Genomic DNA, 14,719 nt, shown 5'->3' on the forward strand with positions numbered 1-14,719 from the left:
ACGGGCGGTCGGAAAGCGAAAATGGTATCCCAGCCGCGGTCACAACCCAATATGTTCATGCCCGGCGCCTGTTCAGACCCAAGCGGTGGCGATGCAGCGCCGAGACCATCACGTAGCTGATCGACATCAGCAGCAACCACGCGCCCAGCTTGGATACCGGCACCGGATGCCAGCCATGTGCCTGCCCCGGATAGCGCCAAACGGCCAGAAACGTGCCCACGTTCTCGGCCAGCCAGATAAACAGCGCCACCAGCACGAAGCCCAGCAGCAGCGGCATGCGCCGATAGGCCTGGCGCACCCGAAAATGCACCTGCGTGCGTGCAAACAACGCGCCCATCGCCAGCAGCAACAAGGCACGCATATCGACACCGTAGTGATCGGTAAAGAAATTGGCGTAGATGGCCAGCGCCAGCCAGGCGGTATGCGACCAGCGCGGGTGATCGGTGAAGCGAAATGAGAATACCCGCCAGGCACGGGCGATATAACTGCCGACCGCCGCGTACATGAAGCCGGTAAACAACGGCACCGCGCCGACATGCAGCACGCCTCCGGCGGCATACAGCCAGGAACCGGTGGCGGTCTTGAACAGCTCCATGGCGGTGCCGACGACATGAAACAGCACGATCACCACCAGCTCGCGACGCGTTTCCAGCCGCGCCATCAGCATCAGCGCCTGGATCGCCAGCGCACCCAGCGTCATGGCATCGTTGCGCGCCAGCGGCGCATCGGCTGGCCACCACGCCCGCGCCGCCAGCATCATGGCCAGCATCAGGCCGCCGAAAAGGCAGGCCCAGGCTTGCTTCAAGCCAAACACCAGCAGCTCGTGCGCGAACACGCCAACGCGACCGCCAGCACGCGCCCGGCGCGAAAGCGCACCATCCAGCGCCTGCCACCCACGTACCGACAACGCCTGATCAACCGGCCCCCGAAGCTGCACGCCGCACCGCCCTCACCAACACCCAACCGCCGCCAGCATGAGTGAGGCGGCGGTGAAAAAAGCTGAGAGGTTCTGGCTATTTGCGGGCAAATGGCATGGAAAGGCGCCCGCGAATCGGCGATAATTGCAGGTCTCTCGCCGCTTCATCCCCACAGTCCGGCTGTCTGCCGGGCGGCGGCCGACCGCATCTGTCAGGAGTGTGCATGCAGTACATCTACACCATGAACGGGGTCAGCAAGATCGTTCCCCCGAAGCGCCAGATCATCAAGGACATCTCGCTGTCGTTCTTCCCCGGCGCCAAGATCGGCCTGCTGGGCCTGAACGGCGCCGGCAAGTCCACGGTGCTGAAGATCATGGCTGGCGTGGATAAGGACTTCCAGGGCGAAGCGCGTCCGCAGCCGGGCATCAAGGTCGGCTACCTGGCGCAGGAGCCGGAGCTGGACCCGGAAAAGACCGTGCGTGAAGCGGTCGAGGAAGGCGTCGGCGAAGTGCTGCAGGCCCAGGCGCGGCTGGAAGAGGTCTACGCCGCCTACGCCGAGGAAGGCGCCGACTTCGACAAGCTGGCCGAAGAACAGCAGCGCCTGGAAAACATCCTGGCCGCCAACGATGCCCACGCGCTGGAGCGCCAGCTGGAAGTGGCCGGCGACGCGCTGCGTCTGCCGCCGTGGGACGCCAAGGTCGGCCCGCTGTCCGGTGGCGAGAAGCGCCGCGTGGCACTGTGCCGCCTGCTGCTGTCCAAGCCGGACATGCTGCTGCTGGACGAGCCCACCAACCATCTGGATGCCGAGTCGGTGGACTGGCTGGAGCAGTTCCTGCAGCGCTACACCGGCACCGTGGTCGCGGTCACCCATGATCGCTACTTCCTGGACAACGCCGCCGAGTGGATTCTGGAGCTCGATCGCGGTCGCGGCATCCCCTGGAAGGGCAACTACTCGTCCTGGCTGGAGCAGAAGGACGAGCGTCTGGCGCAGGAAGCCATTGCCGAGAAGGCCCGCCAGAAGGCCATCAAGCGCGAGCTGGAATGGATCCGTTCGGCCAGCAAGGGCCGCCAGTCCAAGGGCAAGGCGCGCCTGCAGCGCTTCGAGGAACTGAACGCGGTCGAGTACCAGCAGCGCAACGAGACCAACGAGATCTTCATTCCGCCGGGCGAACGTCTGGGCAACCAGGTGATCGAGTTCAAGAACGTCTCCAAGTCGTTCGGCGACCGCATGCTGATCGACGACCTGTCGTTCCAGGTGCCGCCGGGCGCCATCGTCGGCGTGATCGGCCCCAACGGCGCCGGCAAGTCCACGCTGTTCAAGCTGATCACCGGCAAGGAAGAGCCCGACCAGGGCGAGATCAAGCTGGGCCATACCGTGAAGCTGGCCTACGTGGAGCAGTCGCGCGGCGCGCTGGAAGGTGACAACAACGTCTGGCAGGAAGTCTCCGGCGGTTCGGACATCATCACCATCGGCAACTTCGAGATCCAGTCGCGCGCCTACATCGGCCGCTTCAACTTCAAGGGCGTGGACCAGCAGAAGCTGGTCGGCAACCTCTCCGGTGGTGAGCGCGGCCGCCTGCATCTGGCCAAGACCCTGCTGCAGGGCGGCAACGTGCTGCTGCTCGATGAGCCCTCCAACGACCTGGACGTGGAAACCCTGCGCGCGCTGGAAGACGGCCTGCTGGAGTTCCCCGGCTGCGCCATGGTCATCTCGCATGACCGCTGGTTCCTGGACCGCATCGCCACGCACATCCTGGCCTTCGAGGGCGACTCGCACGCCGAGTTCTTCCCCGGCAACTACGGCGAGTACGAGGCCGACAAGAAGCGCCGTCTCGGCGACGATGCCGGCCCCAAGCGCGTGCGCTACAAGAAGCTGGTCTGATCCGTCTGCGCGGCGCCCTTTGCGGGCGCCGCGCCGTATTGACGCGCCGCAGGCGTGAGTGTTTCAAGGAGCTGGCATGAGCTTCATGCAGATGCTGTCCGATGCCTGGCAGCGCAACGATTCGATGGTCTGCGTGGGCCTTGACCCTGACCCGGCGAGCCTGCCGGCGGTGGTGCGCGGCGACGATGCAGTGTTTGCGTTCTGCCGCGCCATCGTCGATGCCACGGCGGATCTGGCCTGCGCCTTCAAGCCACAGATCGCGCACTTTGCCGCGCTGGGTGCCGAGGAAGCGCTGGAGCGGCTGATCACGCACATCCACCACGCCCACCCGGGCGTGCCGGTGATCCTGGACGCCAAGCGCGGCGACATCGGCTCGACCGCGCAACGCTATGCGCTGGAAGCCTTCGAGCGCTACGACGCCGATGCGGTCACTGCCAACCCGTATCTGGGTCACGACTCGGCCCAGCCGTTCCTCGATTACGAGGACAAGGGCGTGATCCTGCTGTGTCGCACCTCCAACCCCGGCGGCGCCGACTTCCAGGCGCTCGATTGCGGCGGTCAGCCACTCTACCTGCGCGTCGCCCAGACCATCGCCGATGCATGGAACGGACACGGCAATTGCGCCCTGGTCACTGGCGCGACCTGGCCCGAAGAATTGGGCAAGGTACGCGCCATCGTCGGCGACATGCCATTGCTGGTCCCCGGCATCGGCGCGCAGGGTGGCGATGTCGAAGCCGTGTTGCGCCATGGCGCCACGGCCGATGGCCTGGGCCTGATGATCAGCTCCTCGCGCGCCATCCTCTACGCCAGTGATGGCGCCGACTTTGCCGAAGCGGCACGCGCGGCCACGCAGGCGCTGCGCGCGAAGATCAACGGTTACCGCAACACCGCGTGATGGCCCACTGAGGGTCCGCCCCTTCCGCTGGTGCCTTTGCCGTCCTTGCCCGCACCACCGCCTGTCGCCGACAGGCTGGCGTCATCGCCGTCCAGCCAGCGCAGCACCGTATAGGGCTTGTCCACGCGCGACAGGCCCAGCCGCACCACCGCGCGTACCACGGCACTGGTGCCATCGGGCAGCACCGCTTCACTGCGAATGCTTTGCACGATGCCGTGGCCACCGCCCATCAACAACGGGCTGGCCTCGCCCGGCACCGTCAGCCGCGCGCCGCCGGTGGCCTCGTTCAGCGCCTGGCGCTGCCGGACGAAATCGTTGGCCTGCTGGGTGCTCATGTTGGGCAGCGCAGCCAGCACCTGCGCCGAGGCAAAACGTGGATCGGGCTCATTGCGCCCGGACCACAGCGTAACGCAGGGCGCCACCGCCTGGTACAGCGCCGGCGTCATGCCCAGCACCTGCTGCAATTCCTCGATGCTCTCAAAGCGGCCGTTGCGCGGACCATAATCGCGCCCGGCGGCGCGGTACTGCGGCGCCTCGGCACCATGCACGCGCGTGTTCGCGTCACGGTCGCGCCAGTCGGCAATGGCATCGGCCAGTGCCTTGGCCTTGTCGCGCGAGGCACCAACGCTGCGGAACAAACCGGCCAGCACCGGCGGCGCGGCGCTGTTCAGATCCACCTTGCCGGCCTCGTCGGTCACCGTGACCGACACCCGCGCCCCGTTGAAGCGGAAATCGTAGGCACGCCCATCCGGCACCCATCGCCTGGCCACATCGTGCAGACTCAAGCCGTACACGGCCCGCGCGATACCGGACTCGGCGTCGTAGCGCGCCTGAGTGTGGGCGAACTGATAGCGCGATTGCATGCCCTCGCTACGTGCCAGCAGCGCGTAGCCGCCAATCAGGATGGCCAGCAGCGCGCAGGCCCACAACACGATCAGCAACGCCACGCCGCGCTGGGTTCGCCGCGCGCCGATATTCACAGACTGATCCTCGAGGCGCGACCGGACATCATGGCCGAGCGCACTGCGTGCGCGTCCACGCGCAGCGGCACCTCCAGCAGCGGCCAGTCACGGCCCTTGCCAAGGTCCAGGTCGATGCGTACCAGCGACGGCAGTCGTGTGTCCTGCCCCCAGCGTGTCGCCCAGGCCAGCACCTTCCCGCGCTCGGTGGTGCCGCGATAGCTGAAGTGGCCGTTGCGGATGCCACGCAGCAACACCTGTGGCTTGCCCAGCGCCTTTGGCGGCGAGCCGTCGGGCGGCAACAGCGCCAGTTGCAGCTGCAGGCGATAGCCGTGTTTGCCCTGTACCAGGGTCAAGGTCTGCTGCTGCGGACCGAGCCGCCCAAGGTAACCGGGCAAGGGCGCGACGAAGCGCAGCCGCTGCGCATCACCCTGGAAGATGATGCCCTCGTCGTCGTGATTCTGTGCGAACGGCAATGGCTGCGCCTGGGTCAATTCACGGCGCAGGTAATCCTGCGCGCCACGCATGCTGTCCAGATGATCGATCGCCTTGCGTCCCGAGCTCACCGCCCGGGTGGCACCGTGCAGCCCCGACCATACGCCCAGCAGCAGCAGCGACAGCAAGGCCATGGTCGCCAGCACTTCCAGCAGCGTGAAACCGCGCGCTTTCATCGCGCCCGGCCTTCGTTGCGCATGGTGTTGGCCAGGCGCAGGGTGGCGAAATGCGCCTGGCGACGACGCCCCTGCGGCCCCCAGCGCACGGTCAGGTCCAGGCGATACAGCTGCTGGTTCTGCGCCATCATCATCACCGCCCCCGGCGCCGACCCGCTGCCACCGGACGGCGTGCCGTGCCATTGCCGGGTTTGCAGATCCCAGTCGAACCCGTCCTCGGTGTGCCCGTGCTGCACGCCGGGCGCAGGCGAGGACATCACGAAAGCGCTGTCGAGCACGCTTTGCGCCACCAGCGCCGCAGCCGAGTGCCGATCGGCCTTGTGCGTCAGCGCCATGGAACTGCCCAGCGCCTCCAGCAGCACCGCGAAGGAGATCGCCATGATGGCGATCGCGCCAATCATTTCCAGCAAGGTAAAACCGCGATGGCCTGCGCGCATGTCAGGCACCTCCCCGGTTGACCGCTTTCACCTCGATGGCGCCGGTGAGCCAGGCCACGTTGACATGCCACTCGCGCGCACCGCGGCGCAGCGTGATGCGCCCGCCGGTGGAACTGCCATCCGGGAAAAAACGGATGCCGGCAAGATGACCGCCCTGCTGGTCGCCACTGGCGCTGGTCACCTTCAGCGCCATGCCACTGGGCAGGCGCTTGGCCGGACGCCCAGGCGCCTGATAGCTACGCGCGGCCACGTCTACCCGCAACACTTCGCTGCGCCGATGCACAATGGCCTGGGCCCGGGTGTAACGCAGCGCGGCCGAGAGATCACTGCCCGCCGCGCGCACGCGCGCACCGCTCAGACCGTGCGAAATGGATACCGAAACCACCGTCGCGGCGATGCCGATCAGCAAGATGACTGCCAGCATTTCCAGCAAGGTGAAGCCGCGTGCGCCGCGCCTCGCGGATAGGCAACCCTTCATGCAAGGGGCCGCGCGCCCCGCCGTCCCCCAGCGGGCATCACGAAAAACTTCGGGCGCGTCATGCGGACGCATGCGACATGCTCGGCGACCGGCCTTACTGCCAGTTGCCGACATCCTTGCTGAAGCCATCACCACCCGGCTTGCCGTCCTGACCGTAGAAGATCAGGTCGTAGCTGCCGTGCTCACCCGGCGCGCGGTAGCCAAAGGCGTGGCCCCACGGATCCTTCAGCTCAGACGGCTTGGCGTACGGCCCCATCCAGTTGGGTGCATCGGACGGTTTGTTGACCAGATCATCGAGCTTGGGCGGCGGCGAACCGTTGTCCAACGCGTAGTTCTCGATCTTCTGACCAAGGGTGGTCAGCTGCGCCTTGCCGGCACCGTACTTGCCCTTGTCCACATTCTTGCCGACCTGGCTGACGACGATGGCGCCGACAATGCCAATCAGCACGATCACCGCCAGCATCTCCAGCAGGGTAAAGCCGTGCTGCGTGTGCGGCAGCCGGTGGGCGCGCTTGTAGTTGTGCATGAAACTCCTCCCGAACAACGCGATACAACGAACAATGTGTGCTCAGCCCATGTTGCTGGTCAGGCTGAGCAGCGGCAGCAGAATCGAAGCCATGATGAAGGCCACCAGCACCGTCATGACGATGGTCAGCGCCGGCACCAGCGCCGCCAGCAGGCGATCGATGGCGCGCCGGCTTTCGCTGTCGAAGGTCTCGGCCACCTTCAGCAACATGGTGTCGAGCTCGCCGGCTTCCTCGCCCACCTGCACCATCTGCACCGCCAGCCGCGGCAACAGTTTGGCCTCGGCCAACGCGCTGCCCAGCCCGGCGCCGTCCTTGACCCTGGCCGCGACCTGCTCCAGCCCCGCATCCAGCGCGCTGTTGCCGGTAACCTGACGCGAAATGGTCAGCGCCTGCATCAGCGGCACGCCGTTGCTGAGCAGCGTGCCCAGCGTGCGCGCGATGCGCGCGGTCTCGATCTTCAGCAGCAATGGCCCGAGCATGCGCACGCGCAACAGCCAGGCATGGAAAGCCTGGCGCGACTCGGTTTGACGCAGCCGTGAGCGCATCACCATCCAGCCGCCAATCAAGGCGATCAGCGCGATCCACCAGCCATGCTGCACGGCGCTGCCCAGCGCCAGTACCACGCGGGTGATGAACGGAATCGGCACGCCCATGTCGGCAAAGATCGGCACGAACTGCGGCACCACGTAGGCCAGCAGCAACACCAGCGAACCGAGCACACCGGTGAGCAAAAAGGCCGGATAGATCAACGCATTGATGATTTCACCGCGCATGGCCTGGGCGCGTTCCAGATAATCGGCCAGGCGCCGCAGCGTGACATCCAGCGCGCCACCGGCTTCGCCCGCACGCACCAGCGACACATAAAGACGCGGGAACACGCCGTGTTCTTCATCCAGCGCCTGCGACAGCGTGCCGCCGCCGCGCACACGCTCGCGCAGGCGCTCGACCAGGCGCCGCGCGCGCTCACCCTCGGGCAGCTCCAGCAAAATGCCCAGGGCGCGATCCAGTGGCTGGCCGGCACCGAGCAGCGTCGCCAGCTGATGGGTGAACTGCGCCAACTGCGCGCCGTTGAACGGGCCGCGCTGCATCAGTGCGGCCAGCGCCGAGCGCGGCGGCGCGGCATCGGCCGGCACCGCATCCAGCGCGGTGTGGCCCTGATCCTGCAGGCGCGTGACCACTTCCTGCACGCTGGCCGCGTCCATTTGCCCTTCCAGCATGTCGCCGGCGGCATTGATGGCCCGATATCGAAACTGCGCCACGGCCGGTCAATCCTCCTGGGTCACGCGCAGCACTTCCTCGATGGTGGTCTGTCCGGCCACCGCCTTGGCCAGACCATCCTCGAACATGGTGCGCATGCCCTCTTCGCGCGCGGCACGCTCGATCTCGCTGGCCCCGGCGCGCTGCATCACCAGCCGACGCAAGGCATCGCTCATGGGCAAAAACTCCATGATGGCGTGACGGCCGCGGTAACCGGTGGGATTGGCCGCGCTCTGGCCCGGCTTCCAGAGCCGGATCGGGCGCTCGTCGGTGAAGCGCTCCAGACCGAATTCTTCGACCACTTCCGGCGGCGCCTCGTAGGCGATGGCCGTATCCGGATCAAGGCGGCGCACCAGGCGCTGCGCCAGGATGCCGTTGACGGTGGAACCGAGCAGGTAATCCTCCACGCCCATATCGAGCAGGCGCGTGATGCCGCCGGCCGAGGAATTGGTATGCAATGTGGACAACACCAGGTGGCCGGTCAGTGCCGACTGGATGGCAATGCGGCAGGTTTCCAGATCGCGCATTTCGCCAATCATGATCACGTCCGGATCCTGGCGCACGATCGAGCGCAGCGCGCCGGCAAAATCCAGCCCGATCGACGGTTTGACCTGAATCTGGTTGATGCCTTCCAGCTGATATTCGACCGGGTCCTCGACGGTGATGATCTTCACGTCGGCGGTGTTGATAGACGACAGCGCCGTGTACAGCGTGGTGGTCTTGCCCGAGCCGGTGGGGCCGGTCACCAGCAAGATGCCGTGCGGGCGCTTCAATACTTCGATGAAGCGCTGGCGGAAGGCGTCGGTGAATCCCAAGGTGGAGAAATCGAACACCACCGATTCACGATCCAGAATGCGCATCACCACCGATTCACCGAAGCTGGTTGGCACGGTGGATACACGAAGGTCCAGCTCCTTGCCTTGTACGCGCAACATGATGCGTCCGTCCTGCGGCAGACGGCGTTCGGCGATGTTGAGCCGCGCCATGATCTTCACGCGGCTGATCACTGCCGAAGTGGAGCTGGCCGGCGGCGCCTCCACTTCATGCAGCACGCCATCGATGCGATAGCGCACCTTGAGCCGGTTCTCGAACGGTTCGATGTGGATATCCGAGGCGCGCTGTTCGACCGCGCGCTGGATGATCAGGTTGACCAGGCGGATCACCGGCGCCTCGGACGCCAGATCGCGCAGGTGCTCGACATCTTCTTCGGCCGAGACACCGTCCATGTTCTCGACGATGGTGCCCATGGCTGAACGGCCCTGGCCGTAGTAGCGCTCGATCAGGTCGTCGATCTCGCTGCGCAGTCCCACATGCAGCGCCAGCGGACGGCCACAGGCCAGACGCATGGCATCGACCGGATAGGCATCACCGGGATCGGCCACCAGCAGGCCCAGCGCGCCACCTTCGCCGGTCTGGATGGGGACCACATGATGCTGGCGAAGGAAACGCACCGAGACATCGACGTCGGCCGGTGGCAACTCCGGTGCCTCGCGGGCCGACAGCTGCGGCACGTCCAGTTGCGCCGACCAGGCCTCGGCCAAATCGCGCTCGGAGACGAGGCCCAGCCGGGCCAGCAAGGCGCTCAGGGTGCCATCGGGCGTTTCCTCGTAAAGGCGCCGCGCGCGAACCAGGTCGCCCTCCTTCAGACGACCGCGCTCGACCAGCCACTGGCACACGCGCACCTCGGCTGTCGGTACCGCCTGCCCCCCGCCTGTCTGAGCCACTGCCGCCATGACCTCGCCTGCCCTTCCCTTGCCGCACCATGTTCAGCGCATGTCACCTACTGAGGTGCCACGGCCATCCGTGCATCGGCCATTGGTAGCATAAGGCGATGACGGACGCGAGGCAGTGCGCGGTGAACGTGACAGGCATCACGCCACCGATGACCCATCGCGCCCGGTGGTTCAGGAACGCGGGCGTGGGCGCCGTTTGAGCATCAACAACGGCAGTTCCGCCAGGAAATGGGCCCATAGCCCCAGCCAGACGGTCAGCGCCGTCAGCGGACGTTTCAGCGCCGGGTCGTATCGGCGTAGCCAGCGCCACATGCCGGCGTGTTTATGGCGAGAGACAAATACCGGCCGGTGGGCGCTGGAGGTGCCCTTGGCATGGTGCACGCGCACGTCGCCGGCCAGCAGCACCTGGTAGTGCGCATCGCGCAGGCGGCGACACAGGTCCAGATCCTCGAAATGCAGGAAATAGTCCTCGTCAAAACCTTCTATGTTTCGGAACGCGCGGCGCGGCATCAGCATCAGTGCACCGGAGATCGCCTCCGCCTCGGCGACATGCTCGGGCCAGGGCGGCGTCACATAGAGCCCTTCTTCCGCGTCACGCCTGCGCAACGTGGCCAGTACCCGGCGCAATAGCGGATCGCGCCTGCATGAGGCCGGATCCGGCGTACCATCGCCATCCATGACCACTGCACCAACCACGCCGGCATGCAGATGATTGTCCAGCACGCAGCGCAGACGCGAAAGCGTGTCCGGCTCGAGCAGGCAATCGGGGTTGAGAATCAGCAGTGCGTCGCCCGTGGCCACTTCCTCGGCACGATTGACGGCGGCACCGAAACCCAGGTTGGCACGGTTGTACACCACCTTCAGGCGCACCTCCGAGGCAAGCGCCCGCTGCAGGGCCTCGGGCACGCCATCACTGGAATCGTTGTCGATGACAATCAGTTCCAGCGGTGCACTGCAGGCCAGCACCCGCTCGACACAATCGCGCAGCATCGGGCCACTGTCGGCGGCGACCACGATGACGCTGGTCAGCCCCTGATTCATGCGGCCTTGCCCTCATGCGAAGGGCGCTGCACGCGGCACATCCGGATCATCAATCGACCCAGACGCGGGCATTACGGAACATGCGCATCCACGGTGAGTCCTCACCCCAGCCCGGCGGGGTCCATGACATCTGCACGCTACGGAACACGCGCTCGGGGTGCGGCATCATGATGGTGACGCGTCCCTCGGCGGCGGTGAAGCCGGTCAGGCCTCCCGGCGAACCGTTCGGATTCAGCGGATAGTCCTCGGTGGGCTTGCCGCGGTTGTCGACGAAACGCAGGCTGGGGCGGCTCTTGGACGGGCTGCAGGAGCGTTCGAATTCGACGCGCCCCTCGCCGTGCGCCACTACCACCGGAATGCGCGAGCCCTCCATGCCCTTGAGCAGAATCGACGGCGAGTCGAGCACTTCCAGCGTGGCCAGGCGGGCCTCGTACTGCTCGGAGGCATTGCGCAGAAACTGCGGCCAGTGCTTGGCACCGGGGATGATGTCCTTCAGGTGCGACATCATCTGGCAGCCGTTGCACACGCCCAGTGCAAAGCGCGAGTCGTCGGCGAAAAAGGCCTCGAACTGCGCGCGCAGACGCTCGGTATAGAGAATCGACGTGGCCCAGCCACGACCGGCGCCGAGCACGTCGCCATAGGAGAAGCCGCCGCAGGCGGCCAGACCGCGGAACTGATCCAGGGTATAGCGGCCATCCATCAGGTCGCTCATGTGCACATCGACCGCATCGAAACCGGCGCGGGTGAAGGCGGCAGCCATCTCCACCTGACCGTTGACGCCCTGCTCGCGCAGGATCGCGATGCGCGGACGCTGGCCACGGGCGATGTACGGCGCGGCAATGTCCTCGCCGGGCGTGAAGCCGAGCTTGGGGCTGATACCCGGATCGGTATCGTCGACGCGCCACTCGGCCTCGGCGTCGGCGCTGGCCGGATTGTCGCGCAGGCGCTGCATGGCGTGGCTGGTTTCCGACCAGGCACCGAAAAGCTGCTGCCAGTTCCACTTCTTGATCGACTCGTTGCCCACGTAAAGCTTGATACCCAGCTTTTCCTTGGGCCGGCCGATGCGGTGCGCCATGGCGGTCAGCTCGTGCTTGACCAGCAACTGCTCGAAGGCCTCGCGATGCGTGTGCGGCACCTGCAGCACGGCACCCAGCTCCTCGTTGAACAACGCGCGCAGCGTCGCTTCGGCCCAGCCATCGAGATGGATTTCCAGGCCGCAATGACCGGCGAAGGCCATTTCCAGCAAGGTCACAATGGCGCCGCCATCGGAACGGTCGTGATAGGCCAGCACCAGGCCCGCCGCGTTGGCCTCCTGCACCAGGTTGAACAGGCTCTTCAGGCGCGCCGGATCGTTCAGGTCCGGCGGCACGCCGCCGCCACGGTTGAACACCTGCGTCAGCGCCGAGCCACCCAGGCGATCACGACCACCGCCCAGGTCGATCAGCCACAGATCCGAGTCGCCCTGATCCAGGCGCAACTGCGGTGTCAGCGTCTTGCGCACATCATTGACACGCGCAAAGCCGGTGATCACCAGCGACACCGGCGAGACGGTGCGCTGTTCGCCGGCCTGCGGGTCGTTCCATACCGTCTGCATGGACAACGAGTCCTTGCCGACCGGTATGGAAATATCCAGTGCCGGGCACAGTTCCTTGCCGACCGCATGCACGGCGTCGTACAGCGCTGCCGCCTCGCCCGGGTGGTCGACCGCTGCCATCCAGTTGGCCGACAGGCGCACCTGGCCCAGCTCGCCGATACTGGCCGCGGCCAGATTGGTGATGGCCTCGCCCACAGCGATGCGCGCGGCATCGGCCGAGGACAGCAGCGCCACCGGTGCGCGCTCGGCCATGGCCATGGCTTCACCGGTATAGCCCTCAAAATCCGTGGTCGTGACCGCGCAATCGGCCACCGGCACCTGCCAGGGGCCGACCATCGGATCACGCGAACACAGGCCCCCTACGGAGCGGTCGCCGATGGTCACCAGGAACGACTTGCTGCCCACGCCCGGCATGCGCAGCACCCGCGACAGCGCCTCACCCAGCTCGATGCCGGACAAATCCGGCACCAGATCGATGCGCGGCTTGTAGCGGCTGGCATCGCGGTGCATGCGCGGCGGCTTGCCGAACAGCACGTCCATGGACAAGTCGATCACGCGGGTATCGGTACGCGGGTCGTGTACCAGCAGATGCTCGGCCGCGGTGGCCTCGCCGACCACCGCATACGGGCAGCGCTCACGCTGGCACAGCGCCTCGAAGCGCGCCACGTCGGCCGGACGCAACGCCAGCACGTAGCGTTCCTGCGATTCGTTGCACCACAGTTGCATCGGCGTCAGCGACGGATCGGCGCAAGGAATGGCCGACAGATCAATCGTGCCACCTACTCCGGCATCGTGCAGCAGCTCGGGGATGGCGTTGGACAGGCCGCCGGCGCCGACATCGTGGATCGACACCATCGGATTGGCGTCGCCCAGAGCACAGCAGGCGTCGATCACTTCCTGGCAGCGCCGCTCCATTTCCGGGTTGTCGCGCTGCACCGAGGCAAAATCGAGCTCGGCGCTGGAGCTGCCGCCGCTCATCGACGAGGCGGCGCCGCCACCCAGGCCAATCAGCATGGACGGACCGCCCAGCACCACCACCTTGTCACCCGGCTCCAGCGCACGCTTTTGCACGTGGCCGTCACGCAGGTTGGCCAGGCCACCGGCGATCATGATCGGCTTGTCATAGCCTCGGCGCACGCCGGGCTTGCCGTTCTCGACCTCGAAGCTGCGGAAATAGCCACCCAGGCACGGGCGGCCAAACTCGTTGTTGAAAGCGGCCGCACCCAGCGGCGCATCGCGCATGATCTCGAACGCAGTGGCGAAACGCTCCGGCAACGGGCGCTCGTTCTCCCACGGCCGCGCCATGCCCGGAATGCGCAGATGCGACACCGAGAAACCGGCCAGACCGGCCTTCGGCTTGCCACCCCGACCGGTGGCGCCCTCGTCGCGGATTTCACCACCGGCGCCGGTGGAGGCGCCCGGCCACGGCGCAATCGCGGTGGGATGGTTGTGCGTTTCAACCTTGATGGCGTACGGAATGGCCTCGGCGTGGGCACGCCAGATGCCATCGCCATCGACCATGAAGCGCTGGCCGTCGTTGCCCTCGATGACCGCCGCGTTGTCCTTGTAGGCCGACAGCGTGAACGCCGGCGAGGACTGGTGCGTGTGGCGAATCATGCCGAACAGGGTTTCGTCCTTGTCCTGGCCGTCGACCGTCCAGCTGGCGTTGAACACCTTGTGACGGCAATGCTCGGAGTTGGCCTGCGCGAACATCATCAGTTCGGCGTCGCTGGGATCGCGGCCCATCTCGGCGTAGGCGGCGGCCAGATACTCGATTTCGTCCTCGGCCAGGGCCAGGCCCAATTCGCGATTGGCCTCGGCCAGCGCGGCGCCGGCATCGCCGGCCAGCGTGACCCGGCCCAGCGGACCCGGTGTGCCATGCAGGAACAGGTGATCGGCCTGGGCACGGTCGCTGAAATACGACTCGGTCATGGCATCGTGCAGCACCGCCATCACCGCCTCGTGGCCCTCGGCGCCCGGCGCCGGCAGCTCGTCCAGGCGATAGGCCACGCCACGCTCGACACGGGCGATATCGAAGCCGGCGCTGCGCAGAATGTCGGTAGCCTTGCTCGACCACGGCGAGATGGTGCCAAAGCGCGGCGTAACCCACACCGAGGCATCCTCGGCGTCGGCATCACGCGCTTCCAGCACCGCCAAAAGGCGCGCGCGGGCGTCACCTTCCGGCACCTGCTCGGCGTCGATGAAATACACAAACCACGCCGCCACGGCCCGTGTGCCGCGATGCGCGGCATCCAGGCGGGCGTTGAGGCGGTCGAGACGGAACGGCGAAAGGGCGGTTTGCCCGTCGAGAGCGATCATGCCAGGAAC

Annotated in this window: 12 protein-coding genes; 2 read left to right on the forward strand and 10 right to left on the reverse strand. The window is 66.4% G+C overall.

Annotated features, from left to right (window positions below; translation table 11 throughout):
- Positions 1–55: 55 nt before the first annotated feature.
- The gene (locus tag HBF24_RS15430) at positions 56–937 is read right to left on the reverse strand and encodes a DUF817 domain-containing protein (protein ID WP_343162780.1); all 882 of its coding nucleotides are present in this window, start codon (positions 935–937) and stop codon (positions 56–58) included.
- A 203-nt stretch (positions 938–1,140) separates the two neighbouring features.
- On the opposite strand from HBF24_RS15430, the gene ettA reads away from it, so the two are divergent.
- Both ettA and pyrF read left to right on the forward strand, forming a co-directional pair.
- Positions 1,141–2,799, forward strand: a complete 1,659-nt coding sequence (ettA, locus tag HBF24_RS15435) for an energy-dependent translational throttle protein EttA (protein WP_167174866.1) — start codon at positions 1,141–1,143, stop codon at positions 2,797–2,799.
- 76 nt (positions 2,800–2,875) lie between these two features.
- Complete coding sequence (pyrF, locus tag HBF24_RS15440; protein WP_167174869.1) at positions 2,876–3,694, forward strand: orotidine-5'-phosphate decarboxylase; 819 nt, start codon at positions 2,876–2,878, stop codon at positions 3,692–3,694.
- On the opposite strand, the gene HBF24_RS15445 is transcribed toward pyrF, so the two are convergent.
- The 9 genes from HBF24_RS15445 to purL form a co-directional block, all read right to left on the reverse strand.
- Positions 3,676–4,674 (reverse strand): type II secretion system protein GspK, encoded by a 999-nt coding sequence (locus tag HBF24_RS15445; RefSeq protein WP_343162781.1) that lies wholly within the window; start codon positions 4,672–4,674, stop codon positions 3,676–3,678. The genes pyrF and HBF24_RS15445 overlap by 19 nt on opposite strands.
- Positions 4,671–5,324, reverse strand: coding sequence for a prepilin-type N-terminal cleavage/methylation domain-containing protein (locus HBF24_RS15450; protein WP_167174872.1), 654 nt, complete (start codon positions 5,322–5,324; stop codon positions 4,671–4,673). The genes HBF24_RS15445 and HBF24_RS15450 overlap by 4 nt, the downstream gene beginning before the upstream one ends.
- Positions 5,321–5,761, reverse strand: coding sequence for a type II secretion system protein (locus tag HBF24_RS15455; protein ID WP_167174875.1), 441 nt, complete (start codon positions 5,759–5,761; stop codon positions 5,321–5,323). Before HBF24_RS15455 ends, HBF24_RS15450 begins: the two co-directional genes overlap by 4 nt.
- Before the next feature lies 1 nt (position 5,762).
- On the reverse strand, positions 5,763–6,239 hold the full coding sequence (locus tag HBF24_RS15460; RefSeq protein WP_167174878.1) for a GspH/FimT family pseudopilin: 477 nt from the start codon (positions 6,237–6,239) through the stop codon (positions 5,763–5,765).
- 94 nt (positions 6,240–6,333) lie between these two features.
- Complete coding sequence (gspG, locus tag HBF24_RS15465; protein ID WP_167174881.1) at positions 6,334–6,765, reverse strand: type II secretion system major pseudopilin GspG; 432 nt, start codon at positions 6,763–6,765, stop codon at positions 6,334–6,336.
- Positions 6,766–6,807: 42 nt separating this feature from the next.
- Positions 6,808–8,025, reverse strand: coding sequence for a type II secretion system F family protein (locus HBF24_RS15470; protein WP_167174884.1), 1,218 nt, complete (start codon positions 8,023–8,025; stop codon positions 6,808–6,810).
- A gap of 6 nt (positions 8,026–8,031) precedes the next feature.
- On the reverse strand, positions 8,032–9,756 hold the full coding sequence (gene gspE / locus HBF24_RS15475) for a type II secretion system ATPase GspE (RefSeq protein ID WP_167174887.1): 1,725 nt from the start codon (positions 9,754–9,756) through the stop codon (positions 8,032–8,034).
- Between the two features lie 171 nt (positions 9,757–9,927).
- The gene (locus HBF24_RS15480) at positions 9,928–10,797 is read right to left on the reverse strand and encodes a glycosyltransferase family 2 protein (RefSeq protein ID WP_167174890.1); all 870 of its coding nucleotides are present in this window, start codon (positions 10,795–10,797) and stop codon (positions 9,928–9,930) included.
- 49 nt (positions 10,798–10,846) lie between these two features.
- Entirely contained in the window at positions 10,847–14,710 is a 3,864-nt protein-coding gene (purL, locus tag HBF24_RS15485) for a phosphoribosylformylglycinamidine synthase (RefSeq protein WP_167174893.1), read from the reverse strand.
- Positions 14,711–14,719 lie beyond the last annotated feature (9 nt).

Origin of the sequence: Oleiagrimonas sp. C23AA (genome assembly GCF_011759385.1) — a bacterium.
Taxonomy (GTDB): Bacteria; Pseudomonadota; Gammaproteobacteria; order Xanthomonadales; family Rhodanobacteraceae; genus Oleiagrimonas.